Source organism: Luminiphilus syltensis NOR5-1B (assembly GCF_000158175.1).
Taxonomy (GTDB): Bacteria; Pseudomonadota; Gammaproteobacteria; order Pseudomonadales; family Halieaceae; genus Luminiphilus; species Luminiphilus syltensis.
Window position 1 is genome coordinate 135,464 of sequence record NZ_DS999411.1, and the last position, 18,900, is coordinate 154,363.

13 protein-coding genes are annotated in these 18,900 nt (G+C 58.8%); 4 read left to right on the forward strand and 9 right to left on the reverse strand.

Going from position 1 to position 18,900, the window contains the following annotated elements; translation table 11 throughout:
• Nucleotides 1-16: 16 nt before the first annotated feature.
• A complete protein-coding gene (locus NOR51B_RS00520; protein ID WP_195891456.1) occupies nt 17-865 on the reverse strand; it encodes a M23 family metallopeptidase in 849 nt (282 codons plus the stop codon).
• 85 nt (nt 866-950) lie between these two features.
• On the opposite strand from NOR51B_RS00520, the gene greB reads away from it, so the two are divergent.
• A complete protein-coding gene (gene greB / locus NOR51B_RS00525) occupies nt 951-1,457 on the forward strand; it encodes a transcription elongation factor GreB (protein ID WP_009020731.1) in 507 nt (168 codons plus the stop codon).
• A 44-nt stretch (nt 1,458-1,501) separates the two neighbouring features.
• Here the strand turns inward: greB and NOR51B_RS00530 are convergent, their stop codons facing one another.
• Nucleotides 1,502-3,643: a TonB-dependent receptor family protein gene (locus NOR51B_RS00530; protein WP_040482210.1), complete on the reverse strand. Its 2,142-nt coding sequence runs from the start codon at nt 3,641-3,643 to the stop codon at nt 1,502-1,504.
• 225 nt (nt 3,644-3,868) lie between these two features.
• Between NOR51B_RS00530 and gcvP the strand changes: the two genes are divergently transcribed.
• Nucleotides 3,869-6,772: an aminomethyl-transferring glycine dehydrogenase gene (gene gcvP / locus NOR51B_RS00535; protein ID WP_009020068.1), complete on the forward strand. Its 2,904-nt coding sequence runs from the start codon at nt 3,869-3,871 to the stop codon at nt 6,770-6,772.
• Between the two features lie 336 nt (nt 6,773-7,108).
• A complete protein-coding gene (locus NOR51B_RS00540; RefSeq protein ID WP_009020974.1) occupies nt 7,109-8,302 on the forward strand; it encodes a CaiB/BaiF CoA transferase family protein in 1,194 nt (397 codons plus the stop codon).
• 202 nt (nt 8,303-8,504) lie between these two features.
• Here the strand turns inward: NOR51B_RS00540 and NOR51B_RS00545 are convergent, their stop codons facing one another.
• The 4 genes from NOR51B_RS00545 to NOR51B_RS00560 form a co-directional block, all read right to left on the reverse strand.
• Nucleotides 8,505-10,376: a hydantoinase B/oxoprolinase family protein gene (locus NOR51B_RS00545; protein ID WP_040481456.1), complete on the reverse strand. Its 1,872-nt coding sequence runs from the start codon at nt 10,374-10,376 to the stop codon at nt 8,505-8,507.
• A gap of 10 nt (nt 10,377-10,386) precedes the next feature.
• Complete coding sequence (locus NOR51B_RS00550) at nt 10,387-12,444, reverse strand: hydantoinase/oxoprolinase family protein (protein ID WP_009019192.1); 2,058 nt, start codon at nt 12,442-12,444, stop codon at nt 10,387-10,389.
• 13 nt (nt 12,445-12,457) lie between these two features.
• Nucleotides 12,458-13,378 carry a hydroxymethylglutaryl-CoA lyase gene (locus NOR51B_RS00555; RefSeq protein ID WP_009020018.1) on the reverse strand — a complete coding sequence of 307 codons (921 nt, stop codon included), beginning with the start codon at nt 13,376-13,378 and terminating at the stop codon, nt 12,458-12,460.
• 106 nt (nt 13,379-13,484) lie between these two features.
• On the reverse strand, nt 13,485-13,886 hold the full coding sequence (locus tag NOR51B_RS00560) for a VOC family protein (RefSeq protein WP_009019492.1): 402 nt from the start codon (nt 13,884-13,886) through the stop codon (nt 13,485-13,487).
• A gap of 146 nt (nt 13,887-14,032) precedes the next feature.
• Between NOR51B_RS00560 and NOR51B_RS00565 the strand changes: the two genes are divergently transcribed.
• Nucleotides 14,033-14,644 carry an isochorismatase family protein gene (locus NOR51B_RS00565; protein WP_009019396.1) on the forward strand — a complete coding sequence of 204 codons (612 nt, stop codon included), beginning with the start codon at nt 14,033-14,035 and terminating at the stop codon, nt 14,642-14,644.
• A gap of 46 nt (nt 14,645-14,690) precedes the next feature.
• Here NOR51B_RS00565 and NOR51B_RS00570 read toward each other — a convergent pair whose 3' ends face one another.
• Genes NOR51B_RS00570 through dnaE form a run of 3 tightly spaced genes read right to left on the reverse strand, consistent with a single transcriptional unit; the run spans nt 14,691 to nt 18,898 of the window.
• Nucleotides 14,691-14,975 (reverse strand): DUF1244 domain-containing protein, encoded by a 285-nt coding sequence (locus tag NOR51B_RS00570; protein WP_009021617.1) that lies wholly within the window; start codon nt 14,973-14,975, stop codon nt 14,691-14,693.
• Nucleotides 14,968-15,456 (reverse strand): NUDIX hydrolase, encoded by a 489-nt coding sequence (locus tag NOR51B_RS00575; RefSeq protein WP_081443853.1) that lies wholly within the window; start codon nt 15,454-15,456, stop codon nt 14,968-14,970. The genes NOR51B_RS00570 and NOR51B_RS00575 overlap by 8 nt, the downstream gene beginning before the upstream one ends.
• The gene (dnaE, locus tag NOR51B_RS00580; protein WP_040481462.1) at nt 15,446-18,898 is read right to left on the reverse strand and encodes a DNA polymerase III subunit alpha; all 3,453 of its coding nucleotides are present in this window, start codon (nt 18,896-18,898) and stop codon (nt 15,446-15,448) included. Before dnaE ends, NOR51B_RS00575 begins: the two co-directional genes overlap by 11 nt.
• Nucleotides 18,899-18,900 lie beyond the last annotated feature (2 nt).

Sequence of the window (18,900 nt, forward strand, 5' to 3'; positions counted from 1 at the left end):
GGGGCAGTATACGGCGTTATTGCGATTCAGGCATCGCCGGGACGAGCAGCTGCGGGTCGATGCGCTCGTTCATCCAGCTCATACGCCAGTCGAGATGGGCGCCGGTCGCACGCCCCGTGGCACCGACAGCGCCAATGGGGTCACCCACAGCAAGCTCATCGCCCACTGCAACATCGACGCGGCTCATGTGCAAAAACGAAGAGGACAGCCCATAACCGTGATCGAGAATCACTGTGCCGCCCGAATAAAACAGGTCGGGTTCCGCCAGCGTGACGATGCCCGGTGCCGGAGCGACCACCGGACTGCCGGTCGGTACGGCCACATCCACACCGTAATGGGGAGAGCCGGGCTTGCCATTGTAAAACCGCTGGCTGCCGTAAACCCCCGATATTGGACCCACCGCGGGCCATGAAAACCCGTCGCGGGCGGCATCGAGAAGATCCGGCCGGATTATCCGCCGGGTCTTGGCGGCGCGGACAATCGCGCGCTCCCGCGCAATCCGTTCCAGTTGCTCCTGGGGCGGCTCAACGGTGCGCTGGGGCACCCCTTCCACGCGCTGGATGTTGTACTCACGAGCCTTTACCGTAATTGACTGTGCGCAATCGCCGCTCGCGCTCACGACATTTAACGTGTAGTGGGGCGCCGCATCGCGACCAAAACCCAACAGGAATAGACCATCGGGCAGCACCGGTACGACCGTTTCATCGAGACGCACCTCACTGCCAGGCAGAACACGACCCCAGAGCAATCCACCCTGTTGAGTACTGGAGCCGATGTCGGCGCACTCCTGCGCCCGAGCCAGACTGGCGGTCAGTAGCGTTACCACCATTAGCGAACAGAAAAGCCGTCCCTGTCGACAAACCATAAATCCTTTCCCCACCAATCCTTACTATGCCCTGACCGCAATTATTGTACTAACACGCCGCGCAAAGATTTCCTACACTGCTCCCATGGGACGTTATCGACCACCGAGAGCCAAGGGCTCGCCGTATATCACCCCCGAAGGTGAGGCCGCACTTCGAGCCGAGTTACAGGCACTCTGGAAGGAGGAGCGCCCGGTAGTCACCGCCGCGGTTCAGGCCGCCGCTGGCAATGGCGATCGGTCCGAAAACGGGGATTATATCTACGGCAAGAAGCGTTTGCGGGAAATCGATTCCCGCGTCCGTTTTCTGCGCAAGCGACTTGAGGAATTGACCGTCGTACGCGACCCGCCCAGCGATCGCGGCAAAGCCTATTTTGGCGCCTGGGTGGATCTGGAAAATCCCGACGGGGAGCGGGTGACCTGGCGAGTGGTCGGGCCCGACGAGTTCGACCTTCAGGCGGGAAAGCTCAGCTGCGATTCGCCACTGGGACGCGCGCTACTCGGCAAACCGATTGATAGCGAGATCACTATCGACAGTCCTTCGGGGGACCAGTACTGGTATCTTTTGGATGTACGCTACCAGCCACCGGCCTGAGCCGATAGCTGATAGCCGATAGCGTCAGCTGTCTTTTGCAGCGCTCAGAACTGCCACTCGGCGCCTACCGAGGCGGTAAACGGCTTATTGGGGCGGGGGCCGTCGGGCTGGCGCGACACCACGGCGCGCTCGTCAAAGACATTCTCAATCTTGGCAAAACCAATCAGACCATCGCGAATAGCGTAGCGACTGACAAGGTCAACCACGAGATAGCTGTCGGTCTCTGAAAAACGCGAGTCGGAACGATTGCAGCCGATATCCACGCACATGTTGTCGCTGAATTTAACCACGGCGTAGCTGTCCCAGCCCATGGTGGTTTCAATGCCCGTACGCAGGCTCAGCGTGTTTTCCGGGATCGACGCCAAAGTATCGCCATCCCGCACCCCGGAAACCGGGTTGTCGCCATCGGCTTCGGCGATCGTATGGGTGTACATCAGGGTCAGTGGAATAGTGGTGCTACCCCAGTCAAAAATAGTGCCCGCCTGAACCTCAAGGCCAGAGATCACGGCCTCCCCCGTGGTAAAACTGCCCGAGGTCGCGCCATTGGAGCAGGGATCGGCGTTGGAGCAGTTCTCGGCCTTGTCGGAGAAGTCACTGTAAAAGCCCACCGCTTCGACAAACACGTCCGAGTCCCATCGGAAACCGGCCTCCCAGTTGATACTGGTCTCGGGATCCTCCGATTCGGTTGCACCCGAACCCAGCGGTGAAAAGCCGCGATGAACGCCGGCAATAAGCTGCAGGTTGTCATTCCACTGATAGCGCGCGGAAATACCGGGCAACCATTCACTGTTGCTATTGCTGCGTTGCGCCGACACGGTGGAGCGCTCGGGATCGGCAAAACGCCGCTGCCTGGAATCAATGGTCTCGTAGCGCAGCGCCAAATCGACTCTGAGTGCGTCGGTGACCCGCCACTGATCGGTCAACCAGAATGCTTCGGCATCCGCACCTTCAAGCCGGTTATTGCTACCCGTGGGGGCAACCACATCCCGGTAAACCAGCTCACCATCGATCTGGTCATAGACCTCGACCGGCTGAAAGCGATCTACATCGTCCCGGTGCACCCGCGCACCCAGCGCCAGCGAGTGATTGTTGAGGACCCAATCGACATTAGCCTGGACACCCTCGGAGACATAGGATCGGTTGTTGTGTTTCACCCGGACATCGGCCACATCCACCGTACCGTCGAGAATTCCCTGCGCCGTTGCATCGCCGGCGTTGGCCGCCTCTAACCACTGGCCGCCATTATCGAGCTTGAACCAGTCACGGCTGAACTCATTGCGGTAAACAGAGGCGGTCAGTGTGGCCTGTTCACTGAGGGCAAGCTGATAATTGACACTCAGGCCCGTGTGCCGGGTATCCATTTCATCGAGTATCGACAGACCGTAGCGACGCTCTTCATCGGCTGCAAAATCGACATCGGTGAGGCCCAGGTACGTCTCATCCGACTCCTCGATGGAATGCTGGGCCTTGACCAGCAGTGACTGTCGCTCGCCTTCCCAGCCAAGCTTCACCAGATAATCTTCGATACGGTACCCGGTGTCATTGCCCGAGCGGTCGATAGACTTGAAGCCATCCGAATGCCGCTGGGTGGTCTCCACCAGCGCCGAAAAATTACCCATGCGCATTCCATAGTTGGCCAGCAAATCACCCTGATTATCCTGGCCATAACTCAAACGGAGGCGTCCGCCGGCCTGCTCGGGAATCGGGGTGGATACCATATTCACCACACCACCGGTGGTTTGCGGCCCATGCCGCAGTAAGGAGGCGCCTTTGAGCACTTCGATACTGTGCATTCTGGCGGTCGTCGGAAAATAATAGGCGGCGGGGGCGGCGTAGGGTGCGGGCGCCATCAGGATTCCATCCTCCATCAGCGTCACCTTGGCCGAACGCTCGGAGGTTGCACCACGGATTCCAATATTCGGCCGCAAACCAAAGCCGTCCTCCTCGCGGATATACAGCCCCGGGACCGTGCGCAACAGCTGGTTGATATCGGTAGCCACCTCGATCGACAACTGTTGCGAGTCAATCAACGCACCGGTTCCTGCAAGATCACGGACGTTATCGCGAGAACCAATAATGGTCATTTCTTCAAGGAGACCCACCGAGGCTTCGTCGGCAATAACCGGCGCAGCCAGCACAGCGGCCAGGGAAACGGCAAGCGGCGCAGGAGTAAACAGTGATGACATAACAAACGGCTCCAATCTTCGAACTTCAAACACTTCAGCGAAAACAATAATGCGAACCATTATCATTTGCAAGTGATATGAGTGAAAATTTATCGCCAATTACCACGTCAAAGCAAGGGAATTTGCCGATTCCAACACCCTCCTGGATTGTTGCCGGGAGCGGCGATTGTTAGCATGCCTTCTGTCACCACATCTCTGCCTGCCAGGGCCCCAGCCGGAACCGCAATGACAAACCCCGAGTGCGCCACCTCCCTCGCGCAACTGACCGACGACAAGGCATTCCTGCCACGTCACATTGGTCCTACACCCACCCAACAAGCGGAGATGGCCCAGGCTATTGGCTATCCGTCACTCGAGGCCCTCATCGACGCCACACTGCCCGAGCAGATTCGGCGCGCCGCGCCCATGAACCTTGAGGGGCCCCGCAGCGAGCAACAGGTGCTGGAGTATTTGCAACACTACGCGGATCAAAATGTCGTGAAACGCAGCGTCATTGGCATGGGCTACCACGACACCTTCACCCCCGCTGTCATTCAACGCAACGTATTGGAAAACCCCGGTTGGTACACGGCTTACACGCCCTATCAACCTGAAATTTCCCAGGGCCGACTCGAAGTCCTGCTCACTTTTCAGCAGATGGTCATGGACCTCACTGGCATGGACCTCGCCAATGCCTCGCTACTCGATGAGGGAACGGCGGCGGCGGAAGCCATGACGCTGGTGCAGCGGGTGAACAAGAAGAACCGGAGCAAGCGTTTTGTGGTTGCCGGTGACTGCCACCCCCAAACCATTGCCCTGCTCCGCTCTCGGGCGGAGCCGCTGGGTCTTATGGTTGATGTCGCAAACCCCGACGAACTGCTGGATCCCGGGGAGGCCTTCGGCCTGCTGGTTCAATACCCGGGCACCTACGGCAACGTCGTTGATCTCAAAGCCATCACGGAAGCAGGCCATGCGCGCAATACCCTGGTGGTCGCGGCCAGCGACCTGCTGGCACTCACCCTACTGGAATCCCCCGGCGCGCAGGGTGTGGATGTCGTTGTCGGCAATACCCAGCGCTTCGGCGTGCCGATGGGTTTTGGCGGGCCCCACGCCGCCTTCTTCGCCACCCGAGAGGCGTACAAACGGTCCACCCCCGGACGCATCATCGGCGTATCGGTGGACCGTCACGGCAACAGCGCTCTGCGTATGGCCATGCAAACCCGCGAGCAACATATCCGACGTGAAAAAGCGACGAGTAATATTTGCACTGCCCAGGCGCTACTGGCCATTATGGCCGCGCTCTACGCGATGTACCACGGGCCCCGGGGTCTGCGCCGAATCGGCGAGCGTGTTCATGGACTGACGTCCCTACTGCGACAGGCACTGGCTGATGCCGGTATCACGGTGCGCAACGAGCACTGGTTTGACACGCTGACGGTCGAGGTCGGTGAGGCGCAATCCACATTGATCGAGGCAGCACTCGATTCGGGTTTCAATCTACGGGTGGTCGGCCACGACGCCGTCGGTATCGCCCTCGATGAGACGACCACGTTTTCGGAAGTCGCCCAGTTAGCCACGCTGCTGGGTGCCGATATCCCGCCATCGGCGGTAGACGAACAACTGGCCCCATCAGGAATCCCCGAAGCCCTCCGGCGGGAGGTCGACTACCTGCAGCATCCCCTATTCAACGATTTTCATTCTGAGACGGCGATGCTGCGCTACCTCAAACGTCTGGAAAACAAGGATATTTCGCTGACCCGGGCAATGATTCCATTGGGCAGCTGCACCATGAAGCTCAATGCCACCACCGAGATGCTACCGGTTACCTGGCCTGAATTCGCACGCCTTCACCCCTTCGCACCCATGGACCAGTGTCGGGGTTATCAGGCCCTGTTCAAGGAACTCGAGGCGTGGCTGTGCGAATGCACCGGCTATGACGCTATGTCGCTGCAGCCCAATGCCGGCTCCCAGGGTGAGTACGCCGGGCTGCTGGCGATTCGTCGTTATCACCAGGCCCGGGGCGATCACCAGCGGGATATCTGCCTGATTCCCTCATCGGCCCACGGAACCAATCCCGCCAGCGCGGTCATGGCCGGGATGCAGGTGGTCATTGTCGCCTGCGATACCCAGGGCAACGTCGATATGAGCGACTTAAGGGACAAGGTCACCCAGCACAGCGAACGCCTCGCCGCGATTATGGTGACTTACCCATCGACCCACGGCGTGTTCGAAGAATCCATTGTCGATCTCTGCGCCTTGATTCACGACCACGGCGGGCAGGTGTATGTCGACGGTGCCAACCTCAATGCGCTGATTGGACTCGCGGCACCGGGCCATTTTGGCGCCGATGTTTCACACCTCAATCTGCACAAAACATTCTGTATCCCTCACGGGGGTGGTGGTCCCGGCATGGGCCCCATCGGTGTTCGCGGGCATCTCGCCGACTACCTGCCCAACTCAACGGTTGCGCCAATACCGGGACTGCCCGCGGAAAATGATACGGTCTCCTCGGCACCCTACGGAAGCGCCTCGATACTGCCCATCTCCTGGACGTATATCGCCCTGATGGGGGCCGAGGGCCTTACCCGGGCGAGCGAGGTCGCGATATTGAATGCCAACTATGTGGCGCATCGCCTGCAGCGGCATTTCGATATTCTCTACACCGGCAGTGCGGGCACCGTGGCACACGAATGCATCGTCGACATCCGCCCTCTTAAAGCCGCTACCGGCATTTCCGAAGAGGACGTCGCCAAACGCCTGGTGGACTTCGGCTTCCACGCCCCCACCATGTCCTTCCCTGTGGCAGGAACGCTCATGATCGAGCCCACCGAATCGGAATCACTCGCCGAACTCGACCGCTTCTGCGACGCCATGATTGCCATCCGTGAAGAGATCCGACGAGTCGAAAGTGGCGCCCTCGATGCGGAGGATAATCCACTGAAGAATGCGCCACACACCCTCTCACTGGTGACTTCAGATAACTGGCCCCACAGCTACACCCGTCAGCAGGCGGCCTATCCGGTGGCGTCGTTACGACAGGACAAATACTGGGCACCGGTTTCCCGGGTGGATAACGTCTACGGCGACCGCAACCTGTTCTGTGCCTGCCCCGGCATGGAGGTCTGGCAGGAAGAAAGTGCTACTGAGTAAAATCGGGATTTCGATATGACCTCCGGAACGAACGGCTCGAGCACAAGCTGATCTTATGCTACCAAGGGCGCTCTATACGTACCTCGGTCAGTACTGTGCAAGGTCGGTAGACGGCTTGAACGTCGGCGGCAAACGCATCGCTTTTTCTAAAACTCCCACACCAGACATTCTGGTCGCTGGACCTTGGCCAATGCACTACGCAAACAACGGCCCGTGATAACGAAACACGCCACAGCCTGATCGTGCGCCCACAGACAGTGACCGTATTCGTAGCAACACAGACTCGGATATGAATCTCTGAAGTATACTCACGGCTCACAGGGTGAGGGCATTATCATGAGTCAATCGCGTCCACTGGAAGGGCTCCGCGTTATCGAGATGGGGCAACTACTGGCGGGACCATTTACCGGTACGATTCTCGGCTATTTCGGTGCCGAGGTGATCAAGGTCGAGCCACCAACCGGCGATCCGATTCGCGGCTGGCGAGAAGTGCGAAACGGCACCTCGCTCTGGTATCACTCGTTGGGTCGCAATAAAAAAAGCGTCACCCTGGATCTCAAGACCGATCGTGGGCGCGAACTTGCCAAGCAACTCCTGCTCATGGCCGATATCGTGGTCGAGAACTTTCGGCCGGGCGCGATGGAGAGCTGGGGGCTCGGTCCCGACGACATAAAGCCAGAAAACCCGGGTATCATTTATACCCGCATATCGGGCTACGGCCAGGACGGACCCTTTGCCGCGAAACCGGGCTACGCATCGGTGACCGAGGGCTATGGTGGATTGCGTTACATCAATGGTGAGCCCGGTAAAACACCGGTCAGACCCAACATATCCATCGGCGACACCCTGTCAGCAATCCATGCCGCGCTCGGTGTCGCCCTCGCGGTCATCGAGCGGAGCAAATCGGGCGCTGGACAGGTCGTTGACGTGGCGCTTTACGAATCGATCTTTAATCTGCTCGAGGGAATCGTCCCTGAGTACGACGGTGCCAACGTGGTGCGGGAGCCTTCAGGGACAACCATCACCGGCATCGTGCCCACCAACACCTATCTGTGTAAAGACGGCAAGTATGTGATCATTGGCGGCAATGGCGACTCCATTTTCAAGCGACTGATGATTGAAGTGGGCAGGCCCGATATGGCCGAAGACCCAGAGCTCGAACACAATGCCGGTCGGGTGGTGCACCAGGACCGTCTCGATCAGGCCTTGGCTGACTGGTGCGCCGGTATCGACTCGACCGAGGTTATCCAACGCCTCGAAGACGTTCGGGTGCCCGTCGGTCCCATCTACAGCGTCGCCGACATGATGGACGATCCGCACTATCAGGCCAGGGGCATGTTCGAGTCCGTCGAGATTGACGGAAAGCCACTGAAAATTCCGGCAATCATGCCGAAGCTATCGCAAACACCGGGGGCTACCCAATGGCCTGGCGGACGCATTGGCAGTCACAACGACGAAGTGCTTGGCGACCTGTTGAACTTATCGGCAGACGAACTCGCCGAACTCAAGGCTTCGGGTGTCACCGCCTGAGAGACCAATAGCCGGTTTGCGGCCCGCTAAAAGAGGTTCCTTGCGTATTTAGGGATCGCCTATGACCCCGCATGTACTTTGCGTACAACGTCGTGCCTGATGTGGTACCTGGCCGGCGCAGTGCACGCCTTGATCCCGCTAACCCGCGTTGAACCCAAAAAAAAGCCACCCCATGGGTGGCTTTTGTTAGTGCGCAAGAAAACTACGCCGATTTCTGGAAACTCGGCGATACGGGGGGTTCGAGCCCGGTATCTTCGAGACAGCGGGCCTTGAGCTCGTCAATGCTGCCACCGTGGTTGAACACCTCCGTGATCTCGCCCCGGGTAGCACGCAGCTCGGCGCGCAGCGCCTCGGTGGCTGCAGTGTCGACCGTACCGTCGTCGGCCATGACCACACCGTAGCGACGCGCACCCTCAACCGTGACCAGGCGCCGGTTGATATCGGTACGCACCAGCTCCGGATCGCGGTCGTAGGGATCACCCCAGCCACCGCCACCCCAGGTGTTGAAGTAGAGCACATCGCCGGCCTTGACCTTGATCCCTTCCACCTTGGACCCCAACCATTCCTCAGAACCGTCGGTGCGCACCATGCGCTTGGTGGAACGGGTGCCGGTTTCACCGCCGAGGACACCCCAGGGGTGAATCAGCCAGCGATCGTCGTGAATACCGATCTCGCCGTCGGCGAGGAACCGATACGCCACACTCAGGCCGTTACCCCCGCGGTGCAGCCCGGCACCGCCGGAATCCGGAATGGTCTCGTAGCGCTCAATGCGCAGCGGGAAGTAGGACTCGATAAACTCGTTGGGCACATTGGTAAAGCCCGGCCACAGGCTGTGGCCATCGGGGCCGTCACCGACCGGACGCCCGGGAATGCCGCCAAAGCCGATCTGGAACAGCTGGAACCATTCGTTGTTCTTGTCATAGCCGCTGTAGAACAGGTGCGGTGAATCCGAGAACCCGGCGGCACTCAGCATCTGCTCCGGTGCACCCATACCAATCAGCGCACCGAGAATATCGAACAGCCGGCCCAGGGCGTGGGTGCGACCCGATAGCGCCGCCGGGAACTTGGGCTTTAACAGCGTACCCTCGGGGATACGCACATCGACCAGGTCGTAGAATCCGTCATTGAACACAATCTGCGGATCGACCACGTTGATGGTGAAGGAACCGAAGAACATCTTGAACATGTTCTCGTTGAGGAAGAAATTCACCGAGCTCTGGGCCTGCGGATCGGTGCCGTCAAAATCAAAGATCGCCTTGGAGCCCTCGCGCCACATCTTGCAGCGCATCTTGTAGGGACCCATGCCCATGCCGTCATCACACAGATAGTCCTCGAACACCCGGGGCTCTTCCGGGATAATCATCTCAATGACGTGCTTCATGGCACTGAGGTTACGCTCCAGCATGATGCCCATGGTTGAGGTCAGGGTGTCGTCATCAAAGCGCTCGGCGAGCTCCACTACCCGGCGCGATGCGGTGTTGCACGCGGCGACCAGAGCATTGAGGTCAAAGCGGTTCCACTGGGGGGTGCGCACGTTGTGCAGGATCAGCTCCAGCAAGTCTTCCTGCAGCACGCCCTTCTTGTACAGCTTGGTCGGCGGGATGCGAATGCCTTCCTGGTAGATCGTGGTCGCCTCAATCGGAATCGAGCCAGGCACCATGCCGCCGTTATCGGACATGTGACCGAACATCGCCGACCAGGCGATGTGCCGACCGTTGCGGAAGATGGGCACCAGCACGACCCAATCGGGCAGGTGCGACACCGCACCGTTACACATGTACGGATCGTTGGTGATAATAATGTCGCCTTCTTCGATATCCGCGTCATAGGCGCTCAGGAACGGACCGATGAAGGAGCCAAACTGCCCCACCACCATCTTGCCGTCCTTGTTCGCAATCATCGGGAAGCAGTCACCCTGCTCCCGAATACCCGGTGACATCGCTGTGCGGAACAGTACCGCATCCATTTCCTCACGCGCGTTGCGCAGCGCGTTCTCAATGAGGTCAACGGTAATACCGTCCACATCAATCGTGTTGAGGGGCTCGTGGTTCGTTTCAATAATTCGCGCGCTCATCATTAACTCCTCAAACCGGTTCTATGAGCAGATTGCCCACTTTATCGACCCTGCCCGCGTAGCCCGGCAGGATGACGGTGGTTGAATCCATCTCACTGACAATCGATGGGCCGGGCACGACGTGGCCCGCACCGAGTCGGCCGCGATCGTAGATCTTCGCGTCGTACCACTCGCCCTCGGCGTAAAATCGGGTGTCGTGGATCTTGGCATCGGCGATGTCACCCTGCGCCTCGGCAATCGTGACATCGGCTTCGAGGCTGCTGCGGGCGGAGACCACCGCGCGGATCATCAGAATCTCGTGACCGTCGCCGAGCTTGAACGTAAACAGCTGCTCGTGCTCGTCATCGAACTGGTCGGTAATCAACGCCAGGCCTTTCTCGTGCAGCTCTTCGGCGGTGAACTCCACCGTGATCTGGAACGCCTGACCCTGATAGCGCAGATCCGCCTGGTACGTTGTTTCCAGACGCTCAGGATCAATGCCATCCGCCATCAAGGATTCGCTGGCGCGTGCCTTGAGTTCCTTGAGGTCCGCTTCGAGCTGATCGGTACTGATGGCTTCGGCCATCGTGATGTAGGTACGGGTCGCTTCATCCTGTACCCGGGTCGTGGCATCACCGTAGGCACACAGTACGCCGGGGCCCGGCGGTACAATCACCGGCCAGGCGCCACTGAGCCTGCCCAGGGCGTTGGCGTGCAGGGGACCGGCTCCGCCGAATCCGACCAGGGCGAAGTCGCGAGGGTCATAGCCCTGCTCCACCGACACCAGGCGCAGCGCACCGAACATCGCCTCGTTGGCGATCTTTACAATACCTTCAGCAGCCTCCATGACTGAGATACCCATGGCGTCCGCCACTTTCTGCACGGCCTTCTCGGAGGCATCGCGGTTGATCTCCATCGCGCCGCCGAGCTGTACGTCGGAGGGCAGGTAACCCAGTACCACGTTAGCGTCACACACCGTCGGCTCTTCACCGCCCTTCATGTAACAGGCAGGACCGGGGACGGCGCCTGCGGATTCAGGACCTACGCGCAGCGCTTTGGTCAGTTCGGGAACAAAGGCAATCGAGCCGCCGCCCGCACCTACGGTGCGCACGTCTACCGATGGCGCACGCACGCGCACATCACCGACAAAGGTCTCACGCCGGACTCGAGCCCGCGCGTTCTGGATCAGTGCCACGTCGGTCGAAGTGCCACCCATATCAAAAGTCAGAATATTTCTGAACCCGGCCTGCTCGCAGAAGAACAGCGCGCCAGTCACGCCACCGGCGGGGCCTGACATCAACAGGTTAACCGGTGAGTCCGCTGCGGCACGGCTGGACGCCAGACCGCCATCGGAACGCAGAATCGACAGATGCGTGTCCTTGCCCAGGCGCTCTTCCAGGGCGTTCTGCAGGTTATCCACATAAATCTGCACTTCCGGACGCACGTAGGAGTTCACCACCGTGGTCTCGGTACGCTCGTATTCCTGCATCTCGGGGACGACTTCGCTGGAGATCGAAATCGGTACGTCGTCAAAAATCTCGAGGGCGATATCACGGGCGCGGGCTTCGTGCTCGCCGTTCATGTACGCATTGATAAAGCAGATGGTCAGCGCCTGGATGCCGCCCTTGGCGCGCAGTTCCTTCAGATCACGACGCAGGGCATCTTCGTCAAGCGGAGTCACCACCGAGCCGTCGGCCGCAAGGCGCTCGGTTGCGCCAATGGTCAGCTCCAGCGGCGCCAGCAGCGGCTTCTTGACATAGCTCACCCAGCCACCCAAACCACCCGGGCAGAACGAGCGCGCTACCTGCAGCGTATCCTCGTAACCCGCCGTGGTAATCAGACCCACCGTCGCACCGCGACCCGTCAACACCGCATTGGTTGCAACGGTCGTGCCGTGCATGACCAGCTTGATGTCACTGGGGGTAATACCCGTCTGCTCGCAGACACGAGCCACACCGTTGAGAACACCTATCGACTGGTCCTCGGGTGTTGACGGCACCTTGGCGGTAAACGTCTCGCCGCTTTGTTCGTTCAACAACAAAAAGTCGGTAAACGTACCGCCGACGTCCACACCCAATCGATAACTCATTTCCTGTCTCCTGCTAGGCCGCGTGGTCGCGACTGATTTTCTGCCAATTGTTGTTGAGCCAATAATGAGATCGACCACCCTGTGGCGACTCCATCAGCTCACTGAGTACCTTCACCGACTCCAGCAAGGCGGGGATATCCACACCGGTATCGAGACCCATTTGCTCGCACATGGAAACCACGTCTTCAGTGGCCACATTGCCCTTCGCTCCCGGGGCAAAGGGGCAGCCGCCGAGTCCACCGGCGGAGCTGTCGAACTGGCGGATACCGCTCTCGATCCCCGCATAAACATTTGCCAGCGCCATGGCGCGGGTATCGTGAAAATGGCAACCCAGAACATCCGTGCCAAACTGCGCCACACATTCATTCATCAGACTGCGTACCGACGCCGGATCCGCGGCACCGATGGTATCGGCGATCACGAGCCGCGCCGGTTCATTGCGCATCAACTGGGCTGCCTGCTCCAGCACCGTTGCCGGTGATACCTTGCCCTCGTAGGGGCATTCAAAAGCGACCGCGAGATAGACATGGATGGCAACGCCATCCTCGCGGGCGCGAACCAAAATATCCTCCGCCATGGTGAAGGTCTCGGCGAGACTTTTGCGGATGTTGTTCTGGTTCATCTGCTCGGTAGCAGAAATAGCAATCGCATGGGTTCGTATACCGGCCTTGAGGGCCAGCTCATACCCCTTCATGTTGGGCACCAGCGCTGAGTACTCGGCGGCCGTCTCTGGAAGCGCTGCAGCGATCTGATCGGTCCCGGCCATCTGCGGCACCGCCTTGGGTGAAACAAAGCTCCCGATTTCGATCTCGGGGACACCGGTCTTGACCAACGACGCAATCAGCCGCTGCCGCTGCTCAACGCTCAGGTGCTTGGGCTGCGCCTGAAGCCCGTCTCTGGCCGACACTTCCTTGATAATAATCCGCTCAGTCATACATTCCTCCCGGGGCCCTAAAGGGACACTACGCCGGATTGCTTGGCAAAAAACGAGCCATAGTGTACCCGATGAACTATTGAAAAATTCATGATTGAAGTCGTGTTTAAGCGCGGGAATTGGCCAGCTGAATGCGTCCACCGGCGATTTTTTCGGGCTCGAGATCGATAATTCGCCAATCGGAGACGCCCGCGCGTGGCGCCTCAGAGGTCAGCGCGCCGCCACCGCTGACCACCTGCTTCATGGACTCCTCGATGTCATCGGTCGTCAACGATAACAGGAACAGCCCCTCGCCCTGCTCGGCCAAAACCCGCGCAGGCTCGCCTTCGGCGGTGGGCATTACCAGCACCAGATAGGATTCACCGATTCGGAAACGCGCCGTTTCAACGCCTCTTCCCGGAAGGCGTTCGTATTCGGGCTCTGGCAGTCCAAGCTGTGCCCGATACCGCGCAACCGCGTCATCCAGGTCGCGGACCAGCAGGTTAATGTGGTGTATGCCCTTAATCATTGAAGTGCCTTGAGTCCGGCAACAGTCGTATGGGAGACCGTCGGTTTTTCCATTTGAAAAGCGATTCGTGGCGACCGCGCTTACGTAGTATTCATCGCTTGATATGCCTACTATCGACCTTTGGATTCGAAGAGGGGTCGCATTTTATGAGAACGCTGGAGCGAAGTGATCAGGGATTGGGTGCCAAACCGGCGCTGGTGGTGATCGACGTGGTGAATGGCTTTACCGATGAACAATGCCCCCTGGGCGCGAAGGCGGATACGGTCGTCGACGCCAATGTGGCATTGATGAACGCCTTCCACGATGCCAACTTGCCGGTCTTTCTCACCACCGTTATTTACCGAAGTCCCGACCAGGCACAGGTCTTCAGGGCGCGACTACCCGCTCTGGAGTGCCTGACTCCCGACTCGCATTGGGTTGAATACGATCCTCGATTACCGATTGCCGAAACCGACATCTCGATAGAAAAAGTGCACGCCAGCGGATTCCATGGCACCGATCTGGATAAGCAGCTGCGCGCCCGGGGCGTCGACTCACTGGTGGTCACAGGACTGACGACCAGTGGCTGTGTTCGCGCCACCGTCGTCGACGGGCTGCAAAACAATTATCGCGTTGTTGTCCCCGAGGAGGCGGTGGGCGACCGGAATCCTGACGCCCATGCGGCTAATCTCTACGACATGAATGCGAAATACGCCGACGTGCTATCCCTGTCAAAAACGCTGGAAGCGCTGGCTGCGCTGCGGCAATCGGCCGCCTGAGCCACTGCCCGCAGTGGACCGGGCTGGAGCTCCCGCGCCGGAACAGTCAGTGCTTCGATTGCTCGAAAGCCGCTTGTTGCTCCGGCGTCGCCTCGGTCTGGTATTTGGCCTTCCATTCCTCGTAAGGCATTCCATAAACCCGTTCTCGGGCGTCGTCGTAAGTCACCGACTGGCCGTGCTCTTCGGCAGCGGCCACATACCATTTAGACAGGCAGTTGCGGCAGAATCCGGCCAGATTCATTAGGTCGATATTCTGTACGTCCTTTCGACTGTCCAAATGGTCGAGCAAACGCCGAAAAACCTGTGCTTCGATAGCCTGTTGATCACTCATTGTCGATCTCCTCTGTACGGTCTGGATAGCGCTCGGCTATCAATTGTTCAATGATCTTCTCCTGCCCCGGAAAACGCCAGGCCAGATCACTGAATTGATGCGGCGAATACCAGCCCGCACTGTCTATTTCCTGCGCACGCAGCACCTTCGGTGTTGCATTTTGCTCATCGATGGGATCGCACCAGTACAGGTGAAAGCCATTATCGAAGCGCTGGCTCAGTTCGCCCGCGACGACCTCGATACCGGCCTCCTCCCAGGTTTCGCGCTCAGCACCACACTGGGCCGACTCACCGGGATCGACGCTCCCCCCCGGAGGACCAAAACCCACATTCTTACTTGAGATCAATAGCACACCCTGCTCGGCGACCACGAGGCATCCGGCACTGGGCGCCGCGTTGGCTTTTCCCGAAAAGTGGCAGGGCGGCATTGATGTACAACCCACCATTAACAGGGCCAGCAGCACCAAAAGGCTAGTTCTCATAGAGTAATTCTACATTGTCGTTACCCAGCGTTCCCCGCAAATCATCGAGTAATGAATCGGTGGGAGTGACCTGCCATTGAGAACCGAGTCGAATTCGGGCCTGCCCCAGGGGTTGCTGATAGTCGATGCAAATCGGACACTCACCGCCTCTGTATTTGAGCAGTAGCTCTCTCAGCGACTGACGCAAACCGCTGTCGAGCTGCGCCCGATCCATTCGAACCAGCATGGCAGTGATACGCCCCTCTCGGGCCTGCTCCAACGATCGAACCGATTTCACGCGCAAATTGAGACCACCACTGAACTCATCGGTCTGCAGGCGCCCCTCCAGCAGGACAATTCGATCCTTCTCAAGCAATTCGCGATTTTCGCTGTAAATATCGGCAAAAACGGTGGCTTCGATCTGCCCTGATCCATCGTCGATCCCCAGTACAGCCAAAACCCCCCGCTGGGTGCGGATCGTACGCACCGAAACAATAAGCCCTGCCACCGTGGCGCTGTTATCCGCCTGTAAATCACGAATACGGCGACTGGCAAATTTTCGCACCTCGGCCTCGTATTCCTCCATAGGGTGCCCGCTTAGAAAGCTGCCAATACTTTCTTTTTCACCGTTCAGTAGTCGTTTGGATGACCACGGACGGGCATTGCGATGGTGCTCGTAGGGATCGTGTCGATGGCCTGCAGCGAGTACATCGCCGAACAAATCACCCATACCCGCCGCGGTATTATTCGCCGCCTGCTCGGCCGCTCGCAGGGCGTCCTCGACCGCAGACATCATTATCCAGCGCTCGACCCCTAACCCATCGAGTGCGCCACTGTTAATCAGCGCTTCGATGGCGCGTCGATTGACTTTGCGTGGGTCAGTGCGGTCGCAAAATTCAAACAGGTCAACAAAGGGGCCCGCGTTACGCGCCGCAAGAATGCTCTCTACGGGGCCCTCGCCCAGCCCCTTGATGGCACCGAGACCGTAAATGATTTCTCCGCGGTCGTTGACGGAAAAAGCGTACTCACCTTCATTCGCATCGGGGGGGCGAACGGTAATGCCCAACTGCTTACATTCGTCCCGGAGCGTAATCAGCTTGTCTGTATTATCAAGCTCGGAACTCATAACCGCTGCCATGAATTCCGCGGGATAATGGGCTTTGAGCCAGGCGGTTTGATAGGACACCAACGCATATGCCGCTGAGTGGGACTTGTTGAATCCATAGCCCGCAAACTTTTCTACCAGATCAAAGATGCGTGTCGCCAGATCAGGGTCAATACCCTTTCGGCTGGCTCCCTCGGCGAAGACCGATCGCTGCTTCGCCATCTCCTCGAGCTTTTTCTTACCCATCGCGCGTCGAAGCAGGTCAGCGCCGCCCAGCGTATACCCGGCCAGCTCCTGGGCGATCTGCATGACCTGTTCCTGATACAGAATAATGCCGTACGTGGGTTCCAGTATCGGCTGCAACACCGGGTGCTGGTATTGCGCGTCAGGGTAAGACACCTGTTCGCGCCCGTGCTTGCGATCAATAAAATTATCGACCATGCCCGATTGCAGGGGCCCCGGACGAAACAGCGCCACCAGCGCAATGATGTCTTCGAAACAATCGGGTTTCAGGCGCTTGATCAGCTCCTTCATACCGCGACTTTCCAATTGAAATACCGCGGTGGTTTCAGCCTGTTGCAGGACCTTGAAAACCGCGGGGTCATCTAGTGGCAGGGTCGAAATATCAAGCTTGGCTTCACCCTCGCGCGCCCGCCGCTCATCGATCATGCGGACGGCCCAGTCGATGATGGTCAGCGTCCGCAGGCCGAGGAAGTCAAACTTCACCAGGCCCGCCTCTTCGACGTCATTCTTGTCGTATTGGGTAACGACTCCGCCGCCCTCCTCATCGCAGTACAGCGGAGAGAAGTCGGTCAACCGCGATGGGGCGATGACTACACCACCGGCGTGCTTACCGACGTTGCGGGTCGCCCCCTCGAGTTGCACGGCCATGTCCCAGATTTCCTGGGCGGCGCTATCCTCACGAAGCAGATCCTTTATGGCATCTTCCTGCCGCAACGCCTTTTCCAGCGTCATGCCCACCTCAAAGGGGATGAGCTTGGACATCTTGTCAGCGAGACCAAAAGGCTTATCCTGCACGCGAGCCACGTCTCGAACGACCGCCTTGGCGGCCATGGTGCCAAATGTGATGATCTGGGAAACCGCTTCGCGACCGTACATATCCGCGACGTAATCGATCACCTCATCCCGGCGGTCCATGCAGAAATCAACATCGAAGTCGGGCATGGATACCCGCTGCGGGTTCAGAAAGCGCTCAAACAGTAAATCATAGGTCAGTGGATCAAGATCGGTAATCTCCAGTGCATAGGCCACCAGCGACCCGGCGCCCGATCCTCGACCCGGGCCCACGGGAATCCCCTGCTGCTTGGCCCAACGAATAAAATCCATCACCACCAGGAAATAACCGGGGAAACCCATCTCATTGATGATCTTGAGCTCAAAATCGAGCCGCTCCTGATAGGGTGCCGGATCCGGGTTGCCCAGGGCGCGAAGCCGTACCGCCAGACCTTCGTTAGCGAGGTGGGCGAGAAAACTCTCGGTGGAGTGTTCTTCCGGAACCGGGAAATTGGGTAGAAACGGCTCTCCCAGGCGGATACTCACCGAGCAACGGCGTGCAATCTCTACCGTATTCTCAATGGCTTCCGGAATATCAGAGAACAGCGCCGCCATTTCCTCGGCGCTGCGTAAAAACTGCTTTTCGGAGTAGTCACGAGGACGCCGGGGATCGTCGAGAGTTCGCCCCTCGCCAATGCACACCCGCGCTTCATGGGCCTCGAACTCAGAAGGCGTCAGGAAGCGAACGTCGTTGGTTGCCACCACGGGGCAGTCCAGCTCGGCGGCGAGCGCTACCGCCGCATGGATATAATCCTCCTCTCCAGGTCTTCCCGTACGCTGCAGTTCGATATAGAACCGATCAGGAAAGTCGCGCTGATAATCGATCAGCGCCTGCCGGGCTTCTTCGGGATGCTGAAGCAGTAGCAACTGCCCGACATGGCCCAGCCGCCCTCCTGACAGCGCGATCAGGCCCTCGGCGTGATCACCCAACCAGGCGCGCTGTACCGAAGCCCGACCATGATGCTGCCCATCGCGCCACGCCCGGGTAATCAGGGTCGTCAGGTTTTGATAGCCGGTCTCATCCTGCGCGAGTAAGCAGAGACTGTGGTGTCGATCGGGATCATCCGGATCAACAACCCAAAAATCCGCGCCGACTATCAATTTTATACCGGCGCTGGCCGCCGCCTTATAGGCTTTTATTAGCCCATAGAAATTAGTGAGATCAGTTATCGCGACCGCAGGCATTTTAGCGGCGGCCAGCGCACTCATTAATGGCTTGATTTTTACAAGACCATCGACCAGCGAATACTCGGTGTGCAACCTGAGGTGAACAAACGACGTCATGG